This window comes from Bacteroides sp. QWL-09 (genome assembly GCF_058683585.1).
Genome location: NZ_CM178748.1, coordinates 31,033 through 55,569 on the forward strand (window position 1 = coordinate 31,033; position 24,537 = coordinate 55,569).

General features: G+C 42.9%; 24 protein-coding genes. 19 read left to right on the forward strand and 5 right to left on the reverse strand.

What is annotated here, in order from left to right; translation table 11 throughout:
- Nucleotides 1-152: 152 nt before the first annotated feature.
- The 3 genes from AC4PG5_RS00110 to AC4PG5_RS00120 all read right to left on the reverse strand — a co-directional run bounded on the left by AC4PG5_RS00110 (nucleotide 153) and on the right by AC4PG5_RS00120 (nucleotide 3,359).
- Nucleotides 153-1,247, reverse strand: coding sequence for a DUF4468 domain-containing protein (locus AC4PG5_RS00110; protein WP_492029478.1), 1,095 nt, complete (start codon nucleotides 1,245-1,247; stop codon nucleotides 153-155).
- A gap of 115 nt (nucleotides 1,248-1,362) precedes the next feature.
- Nucleotides 1,363-2,007, reverse strand: a complete 645-nt coding sequence (gene pdxH, locus AC4PG5_RS00115) for a pyridoxamine 5'-phosphate oxidase (RefSeq protein WP_492029479.1) — start codon at nucleotides 2,005-2,007, stop codon at nucleotides 1,363-1,365.
- 347 nt (nucleotides 2,008-2,354) lie between these two features.
- Nucleotides 2,355-3,359, reverse strand: a complete 1,005-nt coding sequence (locus AC4PG5_RS00120) for a 2-hydroxyacid dehydrogenase (RefSeq protein WP_492029480.1) — start codon at nucleotides 3,357-3,359, stop codon at nucleotides 2,355-2,357.
- A gap of 257 nt (nucleotides 3,360-3,616) precedes the next feature.
- Between AC4PG5_RS00120 and AC4PG5_RS00125 the strand changes: the two genes are divergently transcribed.
- The 8 genes from AC4PG5_RS00125 to queF all read left to right on the forward strand — a co-directional run bounded on the left by AC4PG5_RS00125 (nucleotide 3,617) and on the right by queF (nucleotide 10,290).
- Nucleotides 3,617-5,167, forward strand: coding sequence for an OmpP1/FadL family transporter (locus AC4PG5_RS00125; RefSeq protein WP_492029481.1), 1,551 nt, complete (start codon nucleotides 3,617-3,619; stop codon nucleotides 5,165-5,167).
- A 617-nt stretch (nucleotides 5,168-5,784) separates the two neighbouring features.
- Nucleotides 5,785-6,288: an RNA polymerase sigma factor gene (locus AC4PG5_RS00130; protein ID WP_492029482.1), complete on the forward strand. Its 504-nt coding sequence runs from the start codon at nucleotides 5,785-5,787 to the stop codon at nucleotides 6,286-6,288.
- 275 nt (nucleotides 6,289-6,563) lie between these two features.
- Nucleotides 6,564-7,154: a hypothetical protein gene (locus AC4PG5_RS00135; protein ID WP_492029483.1), complete on the forward strand. Its 591-nt coding sequence runs from the start codon at nucleotides 6,564-6,566 to the stop codon at nucleotides 7,152-7,154.
- The gene (locus AC4PG5_RS00140) at nucleotides 7,139-7,426 is read left to right on the forward strand and encodes a winged helix-turn-helix domain-containing protein (protein ID WP_492029484.1); all 288 of its coding nucleotides are present in this window, start codon (nucleotides 7,139-7,141) and stop codon (nucleotides 7,424-7,426) included. Before AC4PG5_RS00135 ends, AC4PG5_RS00140 begins: the two co-directional genes overlap by 16 nt.
- A 20-nt stretch (nucleotides 7,427-7,446) precedes the next feature.
- Nucleotides 7,447-8,229 (forward strand): nitrilase-related carbon-nitrogen hydrolase, encoded by a 783-nt coding sequence (locus tag AC4PG5_RS00145; RefSeq protein ID WP_492029485.1) that lies wholly within the window; start codon nucleotides 7,447-7,449, stop codon nucleotides 8,227-8,229.
- Between the two features lie 123 nt (nucleotides 8,230-8,352).
- The gene (locus tag AC4PG5_RS00150; protein WP_492029486.1) at nucleotides 8,353-9,033 is read left to right on the forward strand and encodes a queuosine precursor transporter; all 681 of its coding nucleotides are present in this window, start codon (nucleotides 8,353-8,355) and stop codon (nucleotides 9,031-9,033) included.
- A gap of 76 nt (nucleotides 9,034-9,109) precedes the next feature.
- Nucleotides 9,110-9,772: a 7-cyano-7-deazaguanine synthase QueC gene (gene queC, locus AC4PG5_RS00155; protein WP_492029487.1), complete on the forward strand. Its 663-nt coding sequence runs from the start codon at nucleotides 9,110-9,112 to the stop codon at nucleotides 9,770-9,772.
- Between the two features lie 62 nt (nucleotides 9,773-9,834).
- Entirely contained in the window at nucleotides 9,835-10,290 is a 456-nt protein-coding gene (queF, locus tag AC4PG5_RS00160; RefSeq protein ID WP_492029488.1) for a preQ(1) synthase, read from the forward strand.
- Nucleotides 10,291-10,435: 145 nt separating this feature from the next.
- Here the strand turns inward: queF and rlmH are convergent, their stop codons facing one another.
- Nucleotides 10,436-10,909 carry a 23S rRNA (pseudouridine(1915)-N(3))-methyltransferase RlmH gene (gene rlmH / locus AC4PG5_RS00165; RefSeq protein WP_492029489.1) on the reverse strand — a complete coding sequence of 158 codons (474 nt, stop codon included), beginning with the start codon at nucleotides 10,907-10,909 and terminating at the stop codon, nucleotides 10,436-10,438.
- Between the two features lie 127 nt (nucleotides 10,910-11,036).
- Between rlmH and AC4PG5_RS00170 the strand changes: the two genes are divergently transcribed.
- The 7 genes from AC4PG5_RS00170 (at nucleotide 11,037) to AC4PG5_RS00200 (ending at nucleotide 16,404) form a co-directional block, all read left to right on the forward strand.
- Complete coding sequence (locus AC4PG5_RS00170) at nucleotides 11,037-11,429, forward strand: DUF4783 domain-containing protein (protein ID WP_492029490.1); 393 nt, start codon at nucleotides 11,037-11,039, stop codon at nucleotides 11,427-11,429.
- Nucleotides 11,422-12,270 (forward strand): carboxylating nicotinate-nucleotide diphosphorylase, encoded by an 849-nt coding sequence (gene nadC / locus AC4PG5_RS00175; protein ID WP_492029491.1) that lies wholly within the window; start codon nucleotides 11,422-11,424, stop codon nucleotides 12,268-12,270. The genes AC4PG5_RS00170 and nadC overlap by 8 nt, the downstream gene beginning before the upstream one ends.
- A gap of 194 nt (nucleotides 12,271-12,464) precedes the next feature.
- On the forward strand, nucleotides 12,465-13,013 hold the full coding sequence (locus AC4PG5_RS00180) for an RNA polymerase sigma factor (protein ID WP_492029492.1): 549 nt from the start codon (nucleotides 12,465-12,467) through the stop codon (nucleotides 13,011-13,013).
- Complete coding sequence (locus AC4PG5_RS00185) at nucleotides 12,997-14,049, forward strand: porin family protein (protein WP_492029493.1); 1,053 nt, start codon at nucleotides 12,997-12,999, stop codon at nucleotides 14,047-14,049. The genes AC4PG5_RS00180 and AC4PG5_RS00185 overlap by 17 nt, the downstream gene beginning before the upstream one ends.
- Before the next feature lie 11 nt (nucleotides 14,050-14,060).
- Entirely contained in the window at nucleotides 14,061-14,585 is a 525-nt protein-coding gene (locus tag AC4PG5_RS00190; RefSeq protein ID WP_492029494.1) for a DUF4943 family protein, read from the forward strand.
- 20 nt (nucleotides 14,586-14,605) lie between these two features.
- Complete coding sequence (locus AC4PG5_RS00195; RefSeq protein WP_492029495.1) at nucleotides 14,606-15,289, forward strand: DUF4858 domain-containing protein; 684 nt, start codon at nucleotides 14,606-14,608, stop codon at nucleotides 15,287-15,289.
- 173 nt (nucleotides 15,290-15,462) lie between these two features.
- A complete protein-coding gene (locus tag AC4PG5_RS00200; protein WP_492029496.1) occupies nucleotides 15,463-16,404 on the forward strand; it encodes an NAD(P)H-dependent flavin oxidoreductase in 942 nt (313 codons plus the stop codon).
- 127 nt (nucleotides 16,405-16,531) lie between these two features.
- Here the strand turns inward: AC4PG5_RS00200 and ald are convergent, their stop codons facing one another.
- Complete coding sequence (gene ald, locus AC4PG5_RS00205; protein WP_492029497.1) at nucleotides 16,532-17,638, reverse strand: alanine dehydrogenase; 1,107 nt, start codon at nucleotides 17,636-17,638, stop codon at nucleotides 16,532-16,534.
- 271 nt (nucleotides 17,639-17,909) lie between these two features.
- Between ald and AC4PG5_RS00210 the strand changes: the two genes are divergently transcribed.
- The 4 genes from AC4PG5_RS00210 (at nucleotide 17,910) to AC4PG5_RS00225 (ending at nucleotide 24,253) form a co-directional block, all read left to right on the forward strand.
- Complete coding sequence (locus AC4PG5_RS00210) at nucleotides 17,910-19,559, forward strand: M23 family metallopeptidase (protein ID WP_492029498.1); 1,650 nt, start codon at nucleotides 17,910-17,912, stop codon at nucleotides 19,557-19,559.
- A 35-nt stretch (nucleotides 19,560-19,594) separates the two neighbouring features.
- Complete coding sequence (locus AC4PG5_RS00215) at nucleotides 19,595-21,229, forward strand: C69 family dipeptidase (protein WP_492029499.1); 1,635 nt, start codon at nucleotides 19,595-19,597, stop codon at nucleotides 21,227-21,229.
- A 190-nt stretch (nucleotides 21,230-21,419) separates the two neighbouring features.
- Complete coding sequence (locus tag AC4PG5_RS00220) at nucleotides 21,420-23,165, forward strand: phospho-sugar mutase (protein WP_492029500.1); 1,746 nt, start codon at nucleotides 21,420-21,422, stop codon at nucleotides 23,163-23,165.
- 170 nt (nucleotides 23,166-23,335) lie between these two features.
- Nucleotides 23,336-24,253: an acyltransferase family protein gene (locus AC4PG5_RS00225; protein WP_492029501.1), complete on the forward strand. Its 918-nt coding sequence runs from the start codon at nucleotides 23,336-23,338 to the stop codon at nucleotides 24,251-24,253.
- Nucleotides 24,254-24,537: the final 284 nt, after the last annotated feature.

A 24,537-nucleotide genomic window follows, 5' to 3' on the forward strand; every position in this document is an offset into this window, starting at 1 on the left:
ATCGTCAAAGATGAACAGACTAAACCGATCGGGCTGAATTCCTTTAATAGAAATTCAGCCCGATCGGTTTCATTATATAAGGATCACAATTAAGAGGGTAACATTCAACGCCTTCCTCCATTCTAGAAAAAGGCGTTTTTTATTGATCGCTCTTATTTTCTGACGAGTAGTTTGACTATTTCACCCACATAAGTTCTCACTCCATTGGCCGGTTCTACATTGGTTGGTGCTTTTTGGCAATGGATAATGACTTGAGGTTGGGTATTACCTTCACTGTAGAGTTTGAGAATATAGGTTTCTGCCTTCTCGATCTTGTCGAACGACTGATCGGGTGATAGTGAACAGAAAGCGACTGCTTTTCCCGACTGATACCCGATGGCTCCTCCTGAATTGGCTGTCATGGTGGTCATGTTGAATGGATCGGATCCGATGGTGATGACCCATTTGCTGCTTCCCATGTAAGCAAAAACTTCACCCGGGATCTGTTTTAAGTTCACTTCTAGGTAGCCTGGAGTCTCACTTGAAGGTTGCTCTATTTGTTTAGCCGGAACAAGAGGGGTTGCAGGAATCGTCTTCACTGTCGTTTCTGTATGAATGATGACTGGCTCGTCGTTTTTCACGGGAGTTTTTTTCGTCACCTTTGCGGCTGCTTCTGTTTGTTCAACCGACTGACCTAAGGCTGTGGTGATTTCATTGAACGTTGCATCTGCAAAGTCTACGGTTTTACGACGCCACTTGGCTAGTCCGCGTATCAATTTGGTCTTCGATTTGTTAAGGGCATAGCGATCTGTGATCCATTCCTCGGCAGTATATTTTTCATCCTCTCCATAAGTGAATCGGATTTTCTCAATCTTAATCTCAAAACTTTCCGGTTTACATAAAGCAGTGAGTTGGTAGTTGATCAAGGTACGGTCGAGTGATAGAGCGGTTGATTTAAAAACGATCCATTCTTCGCCGATGCCGGCGATAGAGCCTTCTTGCTCGTTTGAATAGGCTATTCTGCTTATCGGATTATTATTTTTTTGTAGTCGTTTCTCCATCCAGTTCATGGCACGACGATAGATCTCGTCTTGCGATAAACCCGGAATCTGGTAGGTCTTTGAGAAGACCACTTTGCCGTTGACTTCCGGAACTGCACCGACTAGGTATCGGCTGTCGTCATCATCCCCACTTTCCCCTTCGGCCTTCACCGATAGTGGAAGAAGAATGAAAGATAAGAGTAAAAATAGTCCTGATAATTTATTCATAACCGTTTGCTTTAATTTGAATATTAGATGAATATTAGAGTTGCTTTCTTATTTAATTGCAATATTACGGATTATGAATTGGGATTGCAAAAGGATTGCAATAAATAAATATTTTTTAAGGGGCGAGACGACAGACGGTCCAATGGTGATCGGTGGTGAACTCGTATAGCATGCGGTCGTGCAGTCGGTTGGGGCGGCCTTGCCAAAATTCGATTCGATGAGGGGTTACTGCATAGCCTCCCCAATGGGGTGGCCGTTCGACTTCTTTACCGAGCCATTTTGCGGCTTCGCTGATAAAGGCTTTGACGAGCTGCATCCGACCTTTTATCGGGCGACTTTGTGGGGATATTCTTGCACCGATGCGACTTTTGTAGGGTCGCTGACGAAAGTAGGCATCCGATTCTTCCGGCGAGAGTTTTTGAGCTACGCCTTCGATGTGAACTTGACGCTCGAGTTCGTGCCAGAGAAAGGTGAGCGAGATATGGGGGGTCTGACTTAAGTGGCGTCCTTTACGACTTTCGTAATTGGTATAGAAGATGAAAGTTCCTTTTTCCAGCCCTTTGAGGAGCACTGTTCGTGTCGAAGGATAGCCTTCGGGTGAGACGGTGCCTACAATGACGGCTGTGGGTTCGTTGACTTTCTGTTCAATGGCGGTTTCAAGCCAACTTTGAAAAAGAAGAAGTGGATCATCGGGAAGCTGATCTTCCCTTAATCCACCTTTATTATAATCTTGACGTATGGAGGCTAAATTGATTTTCATTTTTAGGCTAAGTTAATTCCTTGATTATGGATTCCTAAATTTATTCAATAGTCAGTTGATTTATTGATCCTTTTCAGAATCAGATCCTTTTCAGAATCAGATCCTAAACAGATTCGAAATAGATTCTGAACAGATTCTAAACATAAATAGTCTTAAATATAGTCCTAAATCTTATTTTAATTCAAGTCTTAATTTAAGTCTTAATTCAAGTTCTAAATCTGATTCTTTTCTCTTCTTCGCTTTCTTTGTTTTTCTTTCTTTAGCAAGCAAACTTTCTTTCCTCGTTTCTTTACTTCTTTCTTTGCTTGCTTTCTTTTTATTCGTTTTTGGGTGGGTGAACGACTCGCTTATCTATTCTTCACTTCATTAACCAGTGGCTTTTGCAGCGTAAAGTCCTTGATGTTCTGCAGTGTGGTCGATGCAATGTTCGACAACGCTTCTTTCGTGAAGAAGGCTTGGTGAGAGGTCACGATCACATTGTTGAACGAGAGTAGACGAGCCAAAACATCATCGTCGATAATACGGTCGGAGATGTCTTCGTAGAAATAATCGCCTTCTTCCTCATAGACATCAAGTCCGGCCGAACCAATCTTTTTCTTCTTCAATCCTTCAATTAAGGCATTGGTGTGGATGAGTTGTCCGCGACCGGTATTGATGATCATCACGCCATCTTTCATCTTGCTGATGGAGTAGTCGTTGATGATGTATTTGGTACTTTCTGTGAGTGGACAATGCAGAGAGATGATGTCGGAACTATGATATAACTCGTCAAGCGAAACATAGACAATCTTCTCTTCGCGTGCAAAATTGTGATCCGGATAAGGGTCGTAGGCCAGAATATTCATGCCAAATCCTTTTAGGATGCGAATAAGGATGCGCGCAATTTTTCCGGTACCAATGATGCCCACGGTCTTGCCATGCATGTCGAAACCCATTAACCCATGGAGCGAGAAGTTACCTTCACGCGTTCGCCATGAGGCGCGTTGGATCTTTCGATTGAGGGTAAGCATCAGTGCGACGGTATATTCGGCAACGGCATAAGGCGAATAGGCCGGAACACGAACCACGGTGAGCCCTTCACGAGCTGCGGCTTCTAGGTCGACATTATTGAACCCGGCGCATCGTAAAGCAAGAATCTTAACTCCATTGGCAACTAAGGCACGAATGATATCGGCATCGGCATAGTCGTTCACAAAGATGCAGACAGCATCTGCTTCTTGAGTTAAAATAAGGTTGTTCTTATTGAGGGGCTCATTATAGAATCGGAGGTCGAATCCGTACTCTTTGTTCTTTTCTGTGAATGAAGTTTCATCGTATGGCTTGGTGCCAAAAAATGCAATAGTATATTTCATCTGCTTTTATCGTTTATATCAATTTATGTTGATGGTTAGAATGCTCGTAATTATAGTCTCTGTTTTTATTTATTGTTATAACGTCTGTTTTGGCTCTTTTGTTTGATGGTTTTGATGGATGGTTTTGTAATTGTTTCGTAGCGAACAGTTATTTCTGAGCCCGTTTTTTCTCATTTTTTTATAAAAAGTGCACAGAATATATTGATTTGTGCAATTATATTGTACCTTTGTGGCCGAAATAACTAAAAATGATCTAAATGAGAAAATTATTTTTGACTAGTTTTATGTTGACATTGGTTTCAGTTTCAACATTTGCAGGTGGTTTACTTACAAATACCAATCAGCATATCCTATTTTTGAGAATGTTGGCACGTGATGCCTCTACGCAAATAGATGCCGTCTATTCTAACCCGGCGGGACTTGCTTTCATCGATGAAGGCTTTCATTTTTCATTCAACGGTCAGAGCGTTTACCAGACTAGAGGTATCCAGTCGACTTTTGCTCCATTTGCCGGTTTTGGCGGCAACGCGATGAAAACGTATAAAGGGGAAGCCTCTGCTCCGTTTGTTCCGAGTTTGTTTGCTGCTTATAAAAAGGGAGACTGGACGTTTTCCGGAGCTTTTGCCATCACCGGTGGTGGAGGTAAAGCGACGTTTAACGACGGACTGGGGTCGTTTGAATCGCAAGTGGCGATGATTCCTCCAACGTTGGTGGCTACAGGTAACAAAATGGTTGCCGGTGGTTTGCTTCCGGTAAACATTTTCCAAGGGACGAATAAATATTCGGTAAATAGCTTCATGGAAGGTAAGCAATATATCTTTGGTCTTCAGTTGGGAGCAACTTATAAGATTAACGATTATTTGTCGGTCTTTGGTGGAGCCCGCTTTAACTATGTGAACAACTCTTACTCCGGTTATCTGAAAGATATCAGAGCGAATATCGGTGGAGGAGAGATGGTTAACTTGAATGGTTACTTTACTAATATGGCTGCAATGGCTGCTTCTGCTGCGGGTAATTATCCGGTGGGATCGCCTGAATATATGAAGTATATGACACAGTCTAAGACAGCTGAAGCTGTGGCTGGTCAGACGGCCGATTTGGAGCTCGATTGTACGCAGTCGGGTTGGGGGGTGACTCCAATCATTGGCGCGGACTTCAAGATGGGCAAATGGAATGTTGGTGTGAAGTATGAGTTTAATACGAACTTGAATGTCGAAAATAAGACTAAGGGTACTTTACCTGCTGCTCCACTTGATGCGAATGGTAATGTTGATGTGAAAAACGACAAGTTCGCTAACTATAGAGATGGGGTAAATACACCTCATGATGTACCAAGCTTATTTACGGTTGGTGTGTCTTATGAGATTTTGCCGGTATTACGTGCCTCTGTGGGTTATCATCACTTCTTTGATACACACGCTCAGATGGCTACGGTAAAAGATCCTTCTACCGGTAACTTGGTGGGCAAGCAGACGTTCATTGATCGTGGTACTAACGAGTATCTTGCCGGTATGGAATGGGATGTTTGTCGCTGGGCACAAGTGAGTGCCGGGGTTCAACGTACGAAATACGGTGTCGGTGATGATTATCAAACAGACTTAAGCTTTTCAATAAGTTCTTATTCTGTGGGCTTGGGTGCCGGTTTTAACTTGGCTAGTAATCTGAAATTGAATGTGGCCTATTTCTGGACCAATTACGATACTTATAACAAACAGTCGGCTAACTATAACGGAACCGGATTGGCGGGTACAGATGTCTTTACTCGTACGAATAAGGTGTTTGGTGTCGGTGTTGATTACACGTTCTAAGCTTTCAATAGGTTAATTTCATATAGAATTCGTTGTAGAAAGATTGTGTCGGAGCTTCCGGCACAATCTTTTTTTTTGTTTGGAGGTGTTCATTGTCCGATTTGCTCAGCAGGCGTTAGGGTAAGCGTTATTCAGTAGATGCGGGGATGAACGATCCTTGTAGCAGACTGAATTACCCTGCGAGGGCACTGAATTATCCTCGCAGGGTAATTGATTATTCACGCAGGGTAATTGATTATTCACGCAGAGTAATTGACTATCCTCGCAGAGTAATTTGTGTGATTTTATATTTAAATCCATTTTCTTTTCCTCTAAAATGATTTTGTTTTCAATTTAAATTTGTCGCGCTTTAATCTATCGTCATCTCGCAGTCACACGTTCGGGAGATGAGTCTTGATTTGGGCATTGTAAATCGTGTTTTATAAATTATTAGGTGTTGTAAATTAGTTTTTTACACTTTTTTTTATTATCTTCGACTTCGGGTCTATTTAAATAGCTTTTTCCCGAAAAAAAACAACTAAAGGAAAAAATGCCAAGTTTTTTGGGTATATTGCTATTTATATTCATTCTAAAATAGATGATCTTTGCATTGTGAATAAAACATAAATAGATTGGTTATGGAGAAGTTAGATTTTACTCAAGGTATATTGGCGATCGAATCAGATTTGCATCGCTTTGCATTTAAGTTGACAGCCGATCATGACTCTGCTAAGGATTTAGTTCAAGACAGCATGCTTCAGGCATTAGATAATAGAGAGAAATTTTCGTATACGAAAAATCTAAAGGGATGGATGTATACCATCATGCGTAATATTTTTGTAAACAACTACCGCCGTTCGGTACGTGAGATGGCTATTTTGGAAGATTCGTATTCAAATAAGGGTAGAGCATGGTTCGAACATGACGATCCGACAAGATTTGAATATGTCTACGACATGAAGCTGCTTTACAAGGTCGTTAATTCGATACCGGATGATATGAAGGTGCCTTTCCAAATGTTTGTGGCAGGCTTTAAGTATCGTGAGATTGCCGAGAAATTGGATTTGCCGATCGGAACAGTAAAGAGTCGCTTGTTCTTTGTACGCAAGCGTCTGAAAGAAGAATTAAAAGACTTTTCATGATGATTTATCGACATAAGTGATTGTTTCTCCTTGCTTTGTGAAAAACAGAGTGAGGAGATTTTTTTATTACTTTATTTGGTTTATAAAATAAACCTGTTTATATTTGCATCGAAGCAAGCGAGTCTGCGCAACTCCTTGCTTATTTTATTCCGTGCATGGTTTATAAAATAAACTAATTTATGATGATTGCTTTTTCGAGGGTTGTCGGCGATTGGTTGAAGTGATTTTAGAGAAATGAATGACTATCTTTTATCTTTTAAAAAAACGTAATGGTTATGGAAGACAAGAAAATGACTGAGCAAGAAAGTTTAGAACTGATTACTCGTATGATTAATGAAACGCAAAATCGTACAGCAAGATATGCTGCTTATCCTTTGTTGATTTTTGGTTATCTCACCGTGTTGGTTTCGTTAGTGATCTGGTATGCCTATTTCACGGGGTTTCATCCTTGGCAGATTCATCTGCTTTGGTTTCTTTTGCCTCTGATCGGGGGACCGCTGACTTATCTCTTTATGCGTAAGAATAGAGCGACTGAGGCTCGCAATTATATCGATCGGGTCACGGGACATATTTGGGCAGTGTTTGGCACGGTAGCGTTGATCTTATCTGTTTTAACCTTTTTCGTTCGTATCGATATCTTATTTTTAATCCCCTTGATGATGGGAATGGCTACGATGCTTTCGGGAATGGTTTCGAGATATCGAGTGTTGCAGATCGCCGGAGCTGTGGGGGGCTTACTCTCCGTCAGCATGCTTTTTGTACACAGCATCGATAAATTATTGATTTTTGCAGGTATCTTTGTGGTCATGATGGTGATACCGGGACATCTTTTTAACAAACAGATCAAACAATGCTTAAAGAATTAGATCCATTATTACATTCTCAACTTCGTTTAGGGATTATGTCTATTTTATTGGCTGTTGAAGAGGCGGATTTTGTCTACTTAAAAGAGAAGACGCGATCGACGGCAGGTAACTTGAGCGTACAGGTCGACAAGTTGAGTGAAGCCGGGTATATCGAGGTGGAAAAGGGATTTTCCGGCAAGAAACCTCGTACGGTATGCCGGATGACTCCGCTGGGGCATCAAGCCATGAAGGCGTATGTCGAGGCAATAAAGAGTTATATCGGAGGGGTGTAAAGAAAGAACAAAGGTCGAATATGAACAATAGACTTTATTTGGGGCTTGTACTGGTGTGGACGGGACTTTTGGGGTATGCTCAAGAGAAGGTACCTTGTCGTGTGGCTTTAGTGCAAGCCAAAATTTGCTGGGGAGAGGTGGAGGCTAATCTCTCAGCTTTTGAGAAACGCTTGGAGCAGTGTAAAGGATGCGATGTGGTGATCTTTCCCGAACTGTTTGTCTCCGGATGTGAGATGAAGAAGAAGGACCCTAGAGTGGCTCGTCTGTCGAAAGACGGGGTGGCGGAGTGTTATCCGACGGTGATGAGCCGGATGAAGAAATGGGCATCGACTTATCAGATCATGGTTGTCGGTTCGACGATCTATAAGGAGGAGGGGAAGTATTATAATCGCTTACTGGCTGTTGCCCCCGACGGAGCAGTGGTGCATTACGATAAACACAACTGTTTTAAGAAAGGGAGTTTCTCTTCGGGCGATCGACAGTTGGTGTTTCATTGGCGAGGACGTCGTTTTGCAACTTATATTTGTTATGATTTACGTTTCCCGGAGTGGAGTCGTAACGACGGGCGTTACGATGTGGCGATCTATGTGGCCAATTGGCCTGAGTCGCGACGAAACGATTGGATGGCGTTACTTCGTGAGCGGGCTATCGAAAATCAGGCTCAGGTGATTGGCGTGAATTGTGTGGGAACAGCTCCCGACGGAGTGAATTATACGGGTGATTCACAGGTGTTGAACGCTAAAGGAGAGGTGGTTGGTCAATGTAAAGCCGGTGAAGAGGCGATTCTAATCTACGATCTTTAGGTCGATTTGTTTGGTCTTTTCGTCTTTTCGTTATATCTTTGTCGCCCAATTTTAAAAGAAATAATTTGTGATGCCGTGAATAGCGGTCGTGTATTCTAGAACACCACGTAAAAAACAGGATTTATGAAAGAAAAAGTATCTATACCCTTTATGTTTATGGGCATTCTGTTTAATGTATGCCTCATTGCAGCCAATCTTCTTGAAACCAAAGTTATTCAGGTTTGCGGACTAACCGTTACAGCCGGCTTATTGGTTTTCCCCGTTTCTTATATTATCAACGATTGTATCGCCGAAGTTTGGGGCTTTAAAAAAGCACGTCTGATTATTTGGAGTGGTTTTGCCATGAATTTCTTTGTGGTGAGCCTTGGTCTGATTGCTGTGTCGCTTCCTGCTGCTCCTTTCTGGGAGGGGGAAGCTCATTTCAACTTTGTCTTTGGTATGGCACCTCGTATCGTTGTGGCTAGTTTGTTGGCCTTCTTGGTCGGCTCGTTTCTTAATGCTTATGTGATGAGTAAGATGAAACTGGCCAGCAAGGGCAAAAACTTCTCCGCCCGTGCGATCTGGTCGACCGTGGTGGGCGAGACAGCCGATTCGTTGATCTTCTTTCCCATTGCTTTTGGAGGGATCATTCCTTGGAAGGAACTGCTGATGATTATGGTGCTTCAGATCTTCTTGAAGTCGATGTATGAAGTGATCATTCTGCCGATCACCATTCGTGTGGTAAAAGCAGTGAAGCGTATCGACGGTAGCGATGTCTACGATACGGACATCTCTTATAATGTACTTAAAGTCAACGAGATCTAAACACTATCGACTTCGGAATTGTTGTTTCGATGAGGATGAGTCTGTGGTGTAATCGACCTTTTTTATCAATAAACTTATGAATAAAGATACGGCATTAGTGGTTTTTAGCGGGGGACAAGACTCGACGACTTGTCTGTTCTGGGCTAAACGACAGTTTAAAACAGTGTATGCTTTGAGCTTCCTTTATGGGCAAAAGCATGAGAAGGAAGTGGAATTGGCTCGGGCGATTGCGCTTGAGGCCGGCGTTCATTTTGAAGTGATGGATGTGTCGTTTATCGGAAAGCTAGGAAAAAACTCGCTGACTGATCCGTCGATGGTGATGGATCAGGAAAAGCCGACGGATAGTTTCCCGAATACGTTTGTTCCGGGACGTAACTTGTTCTTCTTGAGTATTGCAGCGGTCTATGCACGTGAACATGGCATTCATCATATCGTGACGGGGGTTTCACAAACCGATTTTAGTGGTTATCCCGATTGTCGCGATGCTTTTATCAAATCGCTTAATGTGACGCTGAACTTGGCAATGGACGAGCAGTTTGTGATTCATACGCCTTTGATGTGGATCGACAAAACAGAGACGTGGGCGTTGGCCGATGAACTTGGAGTGTTGGACTTGATCCGTGAACGGACGTTGACGTGTTATAATGGTGTTCCCGGTGATGGTTGCGGACATTGTCCCGCTTGTAAACTACGTATGGCCGGATTGGAGGCTTATTTGCAGCAACGTAAAGCAAGATAGCGTCAACAGATAGCTTTACTGGAATTGTATCAATAGAAATAACGATTAAAAGAATAGATAAAATGAGCGATTTGAAAGATCAACTTTCCCTGCTTGGTGGAAAGACTGAATATAAACAAGATTATGCACCCGAGGTGCTTGAAGCTTTCGATAACAAACATCCCGATCATGATTATTGGGTGCGTTTCAATTGTCCGGAATTTACCAGCCTTTGCCCCATCACCGGACAGCCTGATTTTGCGGAGATTCGCATTAGCTACATCCCCGACATTAAGATGGTCGAAAGTAAAAGTCTAAAACTTTATTTGTTTAGTTTTCGTAGTCATGGCGCTTTTCATGAGGATTGTGTGAACATCATCATGAAGGATTTGATTAAGTTGATGAATCCTAAATATATTGAGGTTACGGGACTCTTCACACCTCGTGGAGGCATTTCCATCTATCCCTACACCAATTATGGTCGCCCGGGAACACCTTATGAACAGATGGCTCAACATCGTTTGATGAACCGAGAATAATCTCGTTCAGAGGCATGGCAGTTGAATAGTTATTGGAAAGAAGCTGCTTTTATAGCATTCGCAGAGTTTTTGCTTGATCTGGTGTTTATCAGAGGTGGGCATGGCTCTGCGAATGTTTTTTATGGGTTCACGCTTTTTCTGATCGTTATTCGTGATGGTAAGGCCCTCCGTTTAGGATCGTCATCGCTCGGTAGATCTGCTCAACAAAAATGAGGCGGATCATCTGATGAGAGAACGTCATCTTCGACATGGAGATCTTCTCGTGTGCCAATTGATAGACTTTCTCGGAGAAGCCGTAGGGGCCACCAATGATGAAGACGAGGCGTTTGTTGACGGTGTTCATCTTGCGCTTCATCCAATCGGCAAATTCGATCGAACGCATCTCTTTTCCGTGTTCGTCGAGTAGCACAATCACATCGCCCGGTTGTAGGGCTTTACAAATCAGTTCTCCTTCTTTTTCTTTTTGTTGTTCGGCCGATAGGCTTTTGGTGTTTTTTAACTCCGGGATGACTTCCATGTCGAACGACATAAAGTGCTTGGTTCGTTGAAGATAATCCTCAATTGCGGTGATATAATGTTTCTCTACTGTTCGTCCCACGACGAGCAAAGTTGTCTTCATGTGGTTATGTTTTTGAATGATTGCACAAAAATAGGCATTTTTTGTGTTTTTCGGATACATTTGTTTACCTTTGCCTGACCCTTATTGAAGGTTTCTGTTAAAAACATAAACTCAAAACGATAAGCTTATGAAAACACGAATAGGTTTAGTATTGGTTGGCTTATTTTTATCATTATCAGTGGCTTGTGCACAGAAAGAGTTTTCCGATTTGGTCGATGCTTTCAAGAAAAGTGACGCTCGGTTACTGGAAAAAAAGATGGACGATCAGGTGGATCTGATTCTATTGAATCATTCCGTGAAGTCTAATCGCCGTAAGGCTGTGGCCATGTTGGACGATTTCTTTGCTCAGAATAAGGTGAACGATTTCGAGGTGATTCACGAAGGAAAACGACGGGAATCGGGTTTCTTTATCGGTAAATTGTCTACATCGCAAGGGGCTTTTCGTGTGAATTGTTTTTTAAAGAAGATAGACGAAGATTATTTAATACATCAAATTAGAATAGAAAAGACGAATGAATAAGGAAAAAGAATTGATAGACAAATTGATTGATCTGGCTTTTGCCGAAGATATTGGTGATGGCGATCATACGACACTTTCGTGTATTCCGGATACGGCTGTGGGAAAATCGAAACTTCTGATTAAGGAAACAGGAGTATTGGCCGGTATCGAAGTCGCTAAAGAAATCTTCAATCGCTTTGACCCGACCATGAAGGTGGAAGTGTTTATTAACGATGGTACTGAAGTTAAACCGGGCGATGTGGCTATGATCGTTGAAGGTAAGGTACAATCGTTGCTTCAGACGGAGCGTTTGATGTTGAACGTGATGCAACGCATGAGTGGAATTGCTACAATGACTCGTAAATATACTAAGCAGCTAGAGGGAACGCATACTCGTGTGTTAGACACGCGTAAGACGACTCCGGGAATGCGTATTCTCGAAAAAATGGCGGTTAAGATCGGCGGTGGAGTGAATCACCGTATCGGGTTGTTCGATATGATTTTACTTAAAGACAATCATGTGGACTTTGCCGGTGGCATCGACAAGGCCATTAATCGGGCGAAAGAGTATTGTAAGGCGAAGGGGAAAGACTTGAAGATTGAGATTGAGGTTAGAAACTTCGACGAACTTCAACAAGTGCTCGATCTTGGTGGAGCCGATCGTATCATGTTCGACAACTTTACACCGGAGATGACTCGTAAGGCGGTTGAGATTGTGAACGGTCGTTGTGAGACGGAATCTTCCGGAGGAATTACCTTCGATACGCTTCGTGATTATGCTGAATGTGGAGTCGACTTTATTTCTGTCGGTGCTTTAACACACTCAGTGAAAGGTCTGGATATGAGCTTTAAAGCGGTTTGATCCTATGATGAATGTATTGACAGATGATCTATCCTTTTTTAATCGGTTGTCTGTCAGTACATTGATTCTCTCTATACAAAAAGTGTTTTACTTTTAACTTCTTTTTGCATTTCTTTTTGCAGCATTCCGGTTACTCAGGCGTCTAATCAACAAAAGAGTCGGACAGACACCCGAATAGAACAAGAGATTTGACTTTGGAAAACGAGATAGAACTGATAAAGGGCTGTCGGGCAGGAGACGATTCCGCTCGAAAGAAACTTTACACTCTTTATTCACCGAAGTTATTGGCAGTTTGTTATCGGTATACCGGAGATCTGGATACGGCACATGATGTGTTGCACGATGGGTTTATTAAGATATTTACCCAATTTTCCTTTCGAGGAGAATCTTCACTATCAACATGGATGACTCGTATCATGGTGACTCAGGCCATCGATTACTTGCGACGCGAGAAGCGGTTTAATCAGCTGGTTGTTCGTGAAGAGTCGCTTCCCGATATTCCGGATCTTTCGACCACCGCAAACGGTGAGCTCTCTGAGGGGCGACTGATGGGTTTTGTAGCCGAACTTCCGGATGGTTGTCGTACCGTGTTTAATCTCTATGTATTTGAAGGCAAATCTCATAAAGAGATTGCTCAACTTCTTAGGATTAAAGAACATTCGTCGACGTCTCAACTACATCGGGCAAAATATCTGTTAGCTGAAAAAATAAAAGAATATAGAAGATATGCAGAAAGAAAATGATGAATTGATCCAGTTGTTCCAGTCCCGTCTGACGGATGCCGAGCTATCGGTTCGAGATGGATTTTGGGAAGAACTCGAAACGTCGGTTGCTGTGGCTTCACGTCATCGTCGTCGGCTGGTTTTCTTCCGTGTGGCAGCGGTTGCTTCTGTCTTACTGGTATTAGTCACCACATTTGCGGCCATTTGGTGTTTCTCTCCTAAAGAGGAGGTGGAGCATGCCTTTCGTCAGGTTGCTTTGACTAATGGCGGGCATTTGGATGGTGATGGGGTACAGATCCACCCTTTGCCTATCATGGTTGAACCGATCCTAAAAAAAGGTCCGTCAAGTCCGGTAGGCATCTTATCTCAGGGTCTTGCCCCTGAAGATTCGGTCACAGTCACGGTCTCAATGTCGTTTGTCGTTGCTTCATCTTCTACTTTTGCCGACAATCGTCCTCATAAAACAACTAATTATCAAGATAAGACTTTGTTCCCGGCACAAGAAGAGACTGAGCAATCGCTCGTTACCGAAACTCAACAAGAGAGCCGGAAGATGGTGAAGAGTGGAAAAAAGAAACCGAAGTGGAATGTTAAAGTGCAAGCTGGTGTGGGGCTTCCTGCCGAGGACGGTACTTATAAGATGCCGCTGACTGCCGGGTTCGGTCTTGAACGAAAGTTGAATGATCGCATCGGACTTGAAACGGGATTGATGTATTCTAATTTGCGTTCTCCGGGACAGACTCTTCACTATATCGGCATTCCTGTTAAGGTCAATTTGACGCTTGCTGAATCCAAGAAGCTTGAATGGTACTTGACTGCAGGTGGACAGGCCGATAAATGTATTGCCGGAGCACCCGACCATAGCTTTAGTGCAGAACCCATCCAGCTTTCTCTAATGGCCGGAGTGGGGCTCGATTATAAGATTACTGATCGTATTGCGGTGTTTGCTGAGCCAAGCATTACCCATCATTTTAATACAGACTCGAAGTTGGCGACTATACGTACGGAACGCTCAACCAATTTCAATTTACTTTGCGGCGTTCGAATGACCTATTAAATCTTACGACAATGAATAAAACACTATGCTTAGTTATATGGCTGTTGGCCGTATCGCTGACTTTCTGCGGTTGCAGCTCGGAAGAATTGGACTATAGAAATCCCGATGTTTCTTTATTTGTTAAACAACTGAAATCGGGCACTTACCATACCAAAAATGATAAAGGGTTGGTCGATGTTCCTTTATTTACAGAGAAAGATATTCCTGACTTATTGAAATACTCGGAGGACCTGACCGTGATTCCGTCTTTCCCTTCGGTCTATAATACTAATAGCGGTAAGATCCGTTTGGGAGAATGTATGCTTTGGGTCATTGAAAAGATTCGCCAAGGGACATCCCCGTCTTTAGGATGCAAGATGGTCTTGGCTGAAGCGGATAATTACGATGCGACTTATTTTCTTAATGATAGAGAATTATTAGATGCTGCTGCTTGTTACCGTCGTTGGTGGGAAAGTCGGCAATATCCTAGAACCACATGGACCATCGATCCTTGTTATGACAATCCACTTTGTGGAAGTGGGTTTAGATGGTGGTAATGTGAAATTTGAGATTGAACATGATAAAACGCGTATTTTTTTTTATTTGTTTCATCCTGTTGACGGTTTGGGTGCGTGCGCAGCAGTGGACTTCGGAGGATTCTCTGAAGCTTAAACGGATGTTGAACGGTGGCGAAGAGTTAAAGCTGAACCCTGAGGTGGTGAAGAAGATCGATTTTGGACAGATGGCTAATCAGGCGCGTATGTCTGAGGAGAAAGAGTGGCTTTTACCCGACGAAACACTTCCAACAGCTTTACCTAAGCCGAAAGTCGTCTTAACCTTGATGCCTTATTCTGTTCATACACCTTATAACTGGGACCCTATTTTTCAGAAAAAGATCCATGTCGATAAAGATACATGGCGTTCGAAACCATTATTGTCTCTTGTCGATCAGCTGAATCCAGTGAACTGGAGGAAGATGGCTTCTCGTGAGGGTTTCAATTTTAAGATGTTGAGTGAACGTGCTAACGGTATGATGGTAAATTCGTTTTCTACCAGTCAGCTGGGAGGCATCGGAATAGGTCATGGAATGTATATTAGCGGCAATGCGATTGGAGGGCTTGATCTGATGGCCATTTTTACAAAAGACTTTTGGGATGTTAAGGGACGTGAGCGTCGTGCACGTACTTTGGAACTTCTTAAGCATTATGGTGATTCGACAACCGTTCGAATTAATACGCCTATGATTGATCTCACTCGCTAAAATGGATGGGGCATCTTTATAAAACGACGATCGTTTTAGTTCTACATATTAGATTTTGAATCTGTATTTTTTGTAAGTTTGCGTTTCTAAGGCAGTACCGTATGGTCTGTTTAAAATCATGCAAACTGATGGACTGGCAATCGTGTCGGTTCGTCTCTTTTATTAAATAAATTATGAATAGAATTACATCGTTATTTCAGATAAAGTACCCTATTATTCAAGGGGGAATGGTTTGGTGTAGTGGCTGGCGATTGGCTTCGGCAGTCAGTAATGCGGGTGGCTTAGGCTTAATAGGTTCGGGATCTATGCATCCGGAAACTTTGCGGGAGCATATCCGCAAATGTCGTCAAGCGACCGATCAGCCGTTTGGAGTTAATATTCCTTTGCTTTATCCGCAGATTGAAGAAATCATGACTATTGTGGCTGAAGAGGGTGTGAAGATTGTGTTTACTTCGGCCGGCAACCCGAAAACATGGACCGGTTGGCTAAAAGAGAGAGGGATCACAGTTGTTCATGTCGTTTCTTCCTCAAAGTTTGCGGTGAAATGTCAAGAGGCCGGCGTGGATGCTGTGGTTGCCGAAGGTTTTGAAGCCGGAGGACACAATGGGAGAGAGGAGACGACAACGTTATGTCTGATTCCATCGGTTCGTCAGGCTACGACTTTACCTCTGATTGCTGCAGGAGGCATTGGTACGGGTGAGGCGATTTTGGCTGCAATGGTTCTAGGAGCTGAAGGAGTACAGATCGGTACACGTTTTGCTCTGACTCATGAAAGTTCGGCTAGTGAAGAGTTTAAAAACTACTGCTTGACTCTAAATGAAGGGGACACTAAGTTGTTGTTGAAGAAATTAGCGCCGACTCGTCTAGCTAAGAGTAACTTTCGAAGTTTGGTTGAACAGGCTGAAGATCGTGGAGCAACACCGGATGAGATGCGCGAGCTCTTGGGACGTGGACGTGCAAAGAAGGGTATTTTTGAAGGTAATATGGAAGAGGGAGAACTTGAGATTGGACAGATCTCGGCACTGCTAACTTCCTGTCAGTCGGTCGATGAAATCATGGCCGATCTAGTGGCGTCTTTTGAACGTGCCAAGAGGGCAAGTTATACCTTTGAGTGATTTTTCATCGTGTTTATTTTATATAAAAAGAGTTGTCTTGATGTGAAGCGCTAGTTTCAGTTTCGAGACAACTCTTTTCAAAAAAAGGGCAAATTAAGACTTAATCACATAGTTTTGTGTATTATATCTATAGTTCGATAGGATTATATTCTAAATTGAAAACATCAGCTACAGCTTTGTATACGACTTTTCCTTTGACAATATTCAAGCCCAAAGCCAATGATTTATCGTCTTTGCATGCTTTTTCCCAACCCTTATTGGCTAGTGCAATAGCATAAGGCAAGGTTGCATTGGTCAATGCCAAAGTTGAAGTATAAGGTACAGCACCCGGGATATTAGCTACAGCATAGTGTAATATACCATCTACCGTATAAGTCGGCTCAGCATGAGTGGTTGGGTGAGACGTTTCGAAACAACCACCTTGGTCGATAGCAACGTCTACCATAACGGTACCCGGTTCCATGAGTGCTAACATCTCTTTCGTAATTAAGTGCGGAGCTTTGTCGCCCGGAATTAATACTGATCCGATCACCAAATCCACATCAGGAAGTTCTTTCTTGATTCTTAATTCCGAAGAATAAAGTGTTTTCACGTTCTTTGGTAGAGTTTCACTCAAATAACGTAAACGGTTCAAATTAACGTCGGCGATGGTTACATCTGCACCAAGACCGGCAGCCATCTGAGCCGCATTGCTACCTACGATACCTCCACCAAGAATTAATACTTTAGCAGGTTTTACTCCCGGTACGCCACCAAGAAGAATACCTTTTCCGCCTTTTGGACGTTCAAGGAAACGAGCACCTTCTTGAACCGACATACGTCCGGCAACTTCACTCATCGGCACCAACAGCGGAAGAGAACGGTCGTCTTTTTCTACGGTTTCGTAAGCTAAGCAGATTGCTTTGCTCTTGATCATGGCATGAGTTAGTTTTTCATCAGAAGCAAAGTGGAAATAGGTAAATAGCAACTGGTTTTCTTTAATTAAACCATATTCCGGAGTGATAGGTTCCTTTACTTTGATAATCATTTCGGCAATGCCGTAAACGTCTTCAATAGTAGGTAGGATCTGACCACCGACAGCTGTATATGCTTCGTCGGGAAACCCACTATTGGCTCCGGCTGTGTGTTGAACATATACTTGATGACCGCGCTTTACTAACTCAGAGACTCCTGAGGGAGTCATACCTACGCGGTTTTCGTTGTTTTTGATTTCTTTGGGTACTCCAATAATCATAATGTTATAGTATTAAGGGTTAAACGTGGCCGAATGTAGAAATAAATGGGTTAGGTTGTAGTTAAAAAAGAGATGTTTTACAACAGAATGTCACATTTTTCTGTTTTGCTGTTTTTTGCTAATATTGCAAGGTGTTATGAAAAGAGTGGTGTGAGTGAGATGAAAGTGTCGTTTTGAATCAATGTGGCCGACTTTTTGCTAAGCATTATTTTATAATCTATGTAGAATGATGTACATTTGCGATAGATTCAAACTAAAAAAGCATTTTTTCATGAAGTTATATATCGTAGCCTTAATGTTGTTATGCAACGTGAAGGGCTATACACAAACCGACACAAACCGACTATTTGCACCTCCTTTTAAGTTTCCTTTAACTTTGAGCGGTAATTTTGGCGAGCTCCGTGCGAATCACTTTCATGGTGGACTCGACTTCAAAACCGGTGGAATAAGGAAGCCTGTTTATGCTTTGGGTGAAGGTTATATCTCTAAAATACGGGTAACGAGCGGTTCGGGTTTTGTGCTCGAGGTTTGTTATGAGAATGGTTACCAAACCATTAATAGACATTTGGATGGATTTACGTCGCCGATAGCTGAGAGAGTAAAGCAACTACAATACGAAAAGGAGAGCTGGGAAGTTGAGATTGTTCCTGCAGTTGGGGAATATCCGGTTAAAGCTGGTCAGCAAATTGCTTGGAGTGGTAATACCGGTTATTCGGCGGGACCTCACTTGCATTTGGATGTACTAGATAAAAATAGCGGCGATCATGTTGATCCATTGCCCTTGTTTGCCGGACATATTAAAGACACTCGGGCACCTCTGGCGCAGGGGATTATGTTTTTCCCTCAGATTGGTAGAGGTGTGGTTGATGGCGGAGTAGGGCATAAGGTGATCTCACTGCGATACAATCGTCCGGTTGAAGCTTGGGGATGGATCGGAACCGGCATCAAGGCTTATGATTATATGAATGGAGTGAGCAATCACTATGGGGTTTATTCAGTAACGCTTTCGGTCGATGGAGAGAAAGTCTTTCAGAGTGAGGTCGATCGTTTTTCTGCCGATGAAAACCGTATGATCAACTCTTGGGTGTATGGAGGATATATGAAATCGTTCATAGAACCGGGAAACCGATTGCGTTTGTTGAAAACCTATAATGCTCATCGGGGACTGATACAAATTAATGAGGAACGGGATTATCATTTCTTATATACGTTGAAAGATGCATTAGGAAACACGTCCCAATATCGTTTTGTGGTCAGAGGAAAAGAACAGTCCATTGCTCCGATCGAGCATCGGGAGAAGTATCTTTTTGAATGGGATAAGACCAATTTCTTGCAAGAGCCAGGGATGACCTTGGTGGTGCCGCAAGGCATGTTATATGATGATGTACCGTTATACTATCAAGTTAAGGCCGATAGTGGGGATGTAGCTTACACGTATCAGTTGAACGATAAGTACACGCCTTTACATGCGGGATGTGAATTGAAAATAGGCGTTCGTCGAAAGGTGGTAACCGATACGACTAAGTATTATATTGCGCGAGTCATGCCGAATGGTAAAACGTATAGCGCAGGAGGACAGTACAAAGATGGGTTTGTTCGCACTCTGATTCGGGAATTAGGAACGTATACCGTTAAGGTGGATACGGTTCCGCCGTCTGTAACTCCCATTGCTAAAACAGCATGGGGACGACAAGGAAAGATCCGTTATCGGGTGAGTGATCGTCAAACCGGTATTGCTTCGTTCCGAGGTATGATTGACGGGAAGTATGCTCTCTTTCGACAACCGAATACGATGCGCCCTTATTGGGAGTGTGAGTTAGATCCTACGCATTTTAAACGTGGGGGAAAACATGTGGTTGAGTTTACGGTGGTCGATCATTGCGGAAACCGTAGTGTCTCGCACGATATTTTGTTTTGGTGATAGATTTATTTAATTGATTAACCAAGTATATAGTTATGAAGAAAATTCTCTTTTTGGCGGCGTGCTTCTTTGCTGCAACGGTAGAGACCTTTGCCTGCACAAACCTGATTGTTGGTAAAAATGCTTCTGCCGACGGGTCCACCATTGTCTCTTATTCTGCCGATTCCTATGGATTGTTCGGTGAGTTGTATCACTATCCGGCCGGTATCCATAAAAAAGGCACGATGATGAAGATCAACGAGTGGGACACCGGTAAATATTTAGGTGAGATAGAGCAAGCCCATCAGACGTATAATGTCATTGGAAACATGAATGAGTTTCAGGTGACAATTGCTGAGACGACTTTTGGAGGTCGCCCAGAGTTGGTTGATACCACCGGAGTGATCGATTATGGTAGCTTGATCTATTTAGGTTTGCAACGTTCACGCACAGCTCGTGAAGCCATTAAGGTGATGACCGATCTGGTACAGAAATATGGTTATTACAGCAGTGGGGAGTCGTTCACCATTGCCGATCCGAATGAGATCTGGATCATGGAGATGATCGGTAAAGGTCCCGGTATTCGCGGAGCGGTATGGGTCGCAGTTCGTGTACCCGACGATTGTATCTCGGCGCATGCCAATCAAGCACGTATCCACCAGTTCAATATGGACGATAAGGAGAATTGTGTTTATGCTTCTGATGTCGTTTCGTTTGCCCGTGAAAGAGGTTACTTTACCGGGGTGAACAAAGACTTTAGCTTTGCAAATGCTTATGCCCCTCTTGATTTCGGTGCTCGTCGTTTCTGTGAAGCTCGTGTATGGAGTTTCTTCAATAAATATACCGATCAGGGACAAGCATTCTTACCTTATATCCAGGGAGATACAGATACTCCGATGCCCCTGTTTATGAAACCAACTCGTAAATTGTCGGTACAAGATGTGAAAGAGATGATGCGCGATCATTATGAAGGAACACCTCTTGATATCACAAAAGATTTTGGCGCCGGTCCGTATAAGATGCCTTACCGCTTGTCGCCTCTAACGTTCAAGGTGGATGATAAAGAGTACTTCAACGAACGCCCGATCTCGACTCAACAAAGTGGCTTCGTCTTCGTGTCGCAGATGCGTTCATTTAAGCCGGATGCTATTGGTGGCGTGCTTTGGTTTGGTCTTGATGACGCCAACATGACAGCCTTTACACCGGTTTACTGTTGTACAACTAAAGCACCGACTTGTTATACCCGTGTAGATGGAGCCGACTATATCACTTTCTCATGGAACTCAGCCTTTTGGATTTACAACTGGGTTGCAAACATGGTTTATCCACGTTACGACTTGATGATTAATGATGTACGCGCTACTCAGAAAGAGTTGGAAACGACCTTCTTTAATGCCCAAGCCGGTATTGAAGAGACTGCCGAGAAACTTTTGTTGAAGGATAAAGCAGCAGCGGTTGAGTTCTTGACCAACTATACCGGAATGACGGCACAAAATGCTTTCGATAAATGGAAGAATCTAGGTACTTTCTTGATCGTGAAGTATAATGACGGAGTGACTAAACGAGTAAAAGACGGTAAGTTCGAACGTAACTCTATCGGTCAACCTGCAGGCGTGATTCGTCAAGGTTATCCAAAACCTTTCCTTGAAGAATATACCAAGCAAACAGGGGATCGTTATTTGGTAAAATAAATCTCATATAGTTTATCGTTCAAACGTCTGTTCTTGAATCTGAGAAGTGTATTCAAGGGCAGACGTTTCTGTTTATCGGCCTCTAGTCGGCGAATATTTTATTTAAATGAATAGGATTTGTAAACTTATTGCTTTACATTTGTCTGACTAAAATAGATAAAGAAGCATTAACCTAAAAAAGACTGTTATAATGGAAAATAGCGAACTCATCAAACAGGTGACTGAGAAAGCCGAAAAGTGGCTTTCACCTGCCTATAACGCTGAAACTCAAGCTGAGGTTAAACGCCTATTAGCGAACGAAGATAAAACGGAGTTAATCGAATCTTTTTATAAAGACTTGGAATTTGGTACAGGCGGTTTACGCGGTATCATGGGCGTAGGTAGTAACCGAATGAATATATATACTGTTGGTGCAGCTACACAAGGATTGTCAAATTACTTGAATAAAAATTTCAAAGAATTATCTCAAATCTCAGTAGTGGTTGGGCACGACTGTCGTAACAACAGCCGTTTGTTCGCTGAGATTTCAGCGAATATCTTTTCGGCCAATGGCATTAAAGTTTATCTTTTCGAAGATATGCGTCCGACACCGGAAATGTCGTTTGCGATCCGTCACTTAGGTTGTCAGAGTGGTATTATCTTGACGGCTTCACACAACCCGAAAGAATACAACGGTTATAAAGCCTATTGGGACGATGGTGCACAAGTATTGGCTCCACACGATAAAGGAATTATTGATGAAGTAAATAAGATCGCATCGGCTGCCGACATCAAGTTTGAAGGTCGTCCGGAGTTGATTCAGATGGTCGGTGAGGATATCGATAAGATATACTTGGATCAAGTGAAGACCATCTCGATCGAACCCGAAGCCATTGCCCGTCATAAAGATATGAAGATTGTCTATACGCCGATTCATGGTACCGGAATGATCCTTATTCCTCGTGCCTTGAAGATGTGGGGTTTCGACAATGTACATACTGTACCCGAACAGATGGTGAAAGACGGCAACTTCTCGACGGTCGTTTCACCAAACCCGGAAAATGCAGAAGCGCTTTCGATGGCGATCAACTTGGCTAAAGAGATTGATGCAGATATGGTTATGGCTTCCGATCCTGATGCCGATCGCATCGGTATTGCTTGTAAAGACGATAACGGCGAATGGGTTTTGATCAATGGTAACCAGACTTGCTTGATGTATTTGTATTACATCATCACTCAATATACGAAGTTAGGTAAGATGACCGGCAAGGAGTTTGTGGTGAAGACCATTGTGACGACTGAGCTGATCAAGAAGATTGCCGATAAGAACCGGATTGAGATGATCGACTGTTACACCGGTTTCAAATGGATTGCTCGTGAGATTCGCATTCGCGAAGGTGAGAAGATCTATATCGGTGGAGGCGAAGAGAGCTTCGGGTTCTTGGCTGAAGATTTCGTACGCGATAAAGACTCTGTATCGGCTTGTTGTTTGATCGCAGAGATCGCGGCTTGGGCAAAAGATAATGGCAAGAGCTTATACCAATTGCTTTTAGATATCTATTTGGAATATGGTTTCTCGAAAGAGTACACTGTGAACGTGGTTAAGCCGGGTAAGAGTGGTGCTGAAGAGATCAAAGCCATGATGGACAACTTCCGTTCTAATCCTCCGAAAGATCTTGGCGGTTCGAAGGTGGTTGCGATTAAAGACTATTTGAGCTTGAAGCAGACCGACGATAAAGGCCAAGTGATCGATCTTGATATGCCGGATACCTCAAATGTTCTTCAGTTCTTCACCGAAGATGGCGACAAGGTGTCGGTCCGTCCTTCGGGAACTGAGCCCAAGATTAAGTTCTATATGGAAGTGAAAGGTGAGATGGGGTGTCGTAACTGTTATGCTTCTGCAGAAGCGGCAGCGATGGACAAGATCGCAGCGATCCGTACTTCTCTACACATTTAGTCTATTCGACTCTTTTCTGATCTTGATCGGTCGGTGAGACACGTGATCGATGGATCAGAGAATCGTTTGATGAAATAAATGAATTATTCAAAAGCCTTTGCCCGATCTTTAAGAGAAGATCTTGGCGGGGCTTTTGTTTTTGGCAACGATTATATCAGTTCGTGATCTTTATGCGACTACGGAATATCGATTTATTAAAAGGACTACTCATCTTATTGGTGATAGTGGGGCATGTTGTTCGTGAGGAGATGAGTCACTCTCTTCTTCGAACCTTTATCTATAGTTTTCACATGCCACTCTTTGTGGCCATCAGTGGATTCCTTTATCATCTCTCGCCCGATAGTCGTGTGATGGATTTAATGAAGAAATATACCGTACGCCTCCTATTGCCTTGGGCGAGTGCCGTATTGATCTACTATTTTGCAACCGATGCTTATCTTGTCGGTGATTCATGGGGAACATCACTTGTCGACGCCTTCCTTTATCCTTATTATCATCTGTGGTTCATTCCGGCCTATCTGTCGTGGATTGCGCTCACCTGGCTCATGCGGCGATTAGGACTCAGTCATCGGCAGATTCTTTGGGCAGGGATTGGGATTAGCGTTGTAGCCACCATTCTGCAGCAAGCCTTACCGCTTCAAGGTGTTCCGGGAAAGCTCTTTTATACCTTTCGTCCTTACCTTTATCTTTATTTTGTGGTCGGCTTATGGTATCGACACCATCCTGTTCGGAGGACCCTTCGTACAGAATATATTTGGCCCGTGATCTGTAGTGTAATGGTGGTTTATCTCTATGTCCATCCGTTGCCGATGATGTCCCTTTGGGTCAATCTTCTCTTCAGCCTTTCCCTCATCCATCTCTTGCTTAACTTAGCCCTTGGCTACCAACTTCCTCATTGTCGTCAGCTAGAGTGGTTGGGTACCCATTCGCTGACTTTCTACTTATGGCATGTGCTTCCCATCCTCTGTGCCACCGCTTTCATTCCCAACATTCATTCGCCCCTGTTCTATATCGTGACTATTGCTTTAGAGCTTGTGTTGGTGGGGTTTTATTCTCTTTATATCAAGCAAAAACGACTTGAATATTAAGAGCCGCCTTCTTCGATTAGAGTAGGCCGTGTTATTTAATAGAATAATAAGTTTCGTGCTCTGTAATCATAAAGACCAACTTGGTCGTAAGGTAAAAAAGAGTGAATTAAATGTCGCTTACTCTTTTTAACTCTTTTTAAGCAGTTGTTGATCTGTTAGGTAAAAAAGATAGACTACATTTGTTTGTTGTAACTGATTTTATTTCTGCTATCGACGTTCTGATTGTAGTTATATTTATCTAGTTTCAATGCCTTTAATCGATCAAGTACTATTGAAGAACTAAT

Excerpts from the sequence above, each read along its gene's own strand:
- AC4PG5_RS00190 (WP_492029494.1), top strand. The coding sequence starts at position 14,061 with ATGAATAAAACACTATGCTTAGTTATATGGCTGTTGGCCGTATCGCTG.
- AC4PG5_RS00225 (WP_492029501.1), top strand. The coding sequence starts at position 23,336 with ATGCGACTACGGAATATCGATTTATTAAAAGGACTACTCATCTTATTG.
- AC4PG5_RS00170 (WP_492029490.1), top strand. The coding sequence starts at position 11,037 with ATGAAAACACGAATAGGTTTAGTATTGGTTGGCTTATTTTTATCATTA.
- AC4PG5_RS00130 (WP_492029482.1), top strand. The coding sequence starts at position 5,785 with ATGGAGAAGTTAGATTTTACTCAAGGTATATTGGCGATCGAATCAGAT.
- AC4PG5_RS00145 (WP_492029485.1), top strand. The coding sequence starts at position 7,447 with ATGAACAATAGACTTTATTTGGGGCTTGTACTGGTGTGGACGGGACTT.
- AC4PG5_RS00200 (WP_492029496.1), top strand. The coding sequence starts at position 15,463 with ATGAATAGAATTACATCGTTATTTCAGATAAAGTACCCTATTATTCAA.
- queC (WP_492029487.1), top strand. The coding sequence starts at position 9,110 with ATGAATAAAGATACGGCATTAGTGGTTTTTAGCGGGGGACAAGACTCG.
- AC4PG5_RS00215 (WP_492029499.1), top strand. The coding sequence starts at position 19,595 with ATGAAGAAAATTCTCTTTTTGGCGGCGTGCTTCTTTGCTGCAACGGTA.
- nadC (WP_492029491.1), top strand. The coding sequence starts at position 11,422 with ATGAATAAGGAAAAAGAATTGATAGACAAATTGATTGATCTGGCTTTT.
- AC4PG5_RS00210 (WP_492029498.1), top strand. The coding sequence starts at position 17,910 with ATGAAGTTATATATCGTAGCCTTAATGTTGTTATGCAACGTGAAGGGC.
- AC4PG5_RS00150 (WP_492029486.1), top strand. The coding sequence starts at position 8,353 with ATGAAAGAAAAAGTATCTATACCCTTTATGTTTATGGGCATTCTGTTT.
- AC4PG5_RS00125 (WP_492029481.1), top strand. The coding sequence starts at position 3,617 with ATGAGAAAATTATTTTTGACTAGTTTTATGTTGACATTGGTTTCAGTT.
- AC4PG5_RS00195 (WP_492029495.1), top strand. The coding sequence starts at position 14,606 with ATGATAAAACGCGTATTTTTTTTTATTTGTTTCATCCTGTTGACGGTT.
- AC4PG5_RS00220 (WP_492029500.1), top strand. The coding sequence starts at position 21,420 with ATGGAAAATAGCGAACTCATCAAACAGGTGACTGAGAAAGCCGAAAAG.
- AC4PG5_RS00120 (WP_492029480.1), bottom strand. The coding sequence starts at position 3,359 with ATGAAATATACTATTGCATTTTTTGGCACCAAGCCATACGATGAAACT.
- queF (WP_492029488.1), top strand. The coding sequence starts at position 9,835 with ATGAGCGATTTGAAAGATCAACTTTCCCTGCTTGGTGGAAAGACTGAA.
- ald (WP_492029497.1), bottom strand. The coding sequence starts at position 17,638 with ATGATTATTGGAGTACCCAAAGAAATCAAAAACAACGAAAACCGCGTA.
- AC4PG5_RS00185 (WP_492029493.1), top strand. The coding sequence starts at position 12,997 with ATGCAGAAAGAAAATGATGAATTGATCCAGTTGTTCCAGTCCCGTCTG.
- AC4PG5_RS00140 (WP_492029484.1), top strand. The coding sequence starts at position 7,139 with ATGCTTAAAGAATTAGATCCATTATTACATTCTCAACTTCGTTTAGGG.
- AC4PG5_RS00110 (WP_492029478.1), bottom strand. The coding sequence starts at position 1,247 with ATGAATAAATTATCAGGACTATTTTTACTCTTATCTTTCATTCTTCTT.
- pdxH (WP_492029479.1), bottom strand. The coding sequence starts at position 2,007 with ATGAAAATCAATTTAGCCTCCATACGTCAAGATTATAATAAAGGTGGA.
- rlmH (WP_492029489.1), bottom strand. The coding sequence starts at position 10,909 with ATGAAGACAACTTTGCTCGTCGTGGGACGAACAGTAGAGAAACATTAT.
- AC4PG5_RS00135 (WP_492029483.1), top strand. The coding sequence starts at position 6,564 with ATGGAAGACAAGAAAATGACTGAGCAAGAAAGTTTAGAACTGATTACT.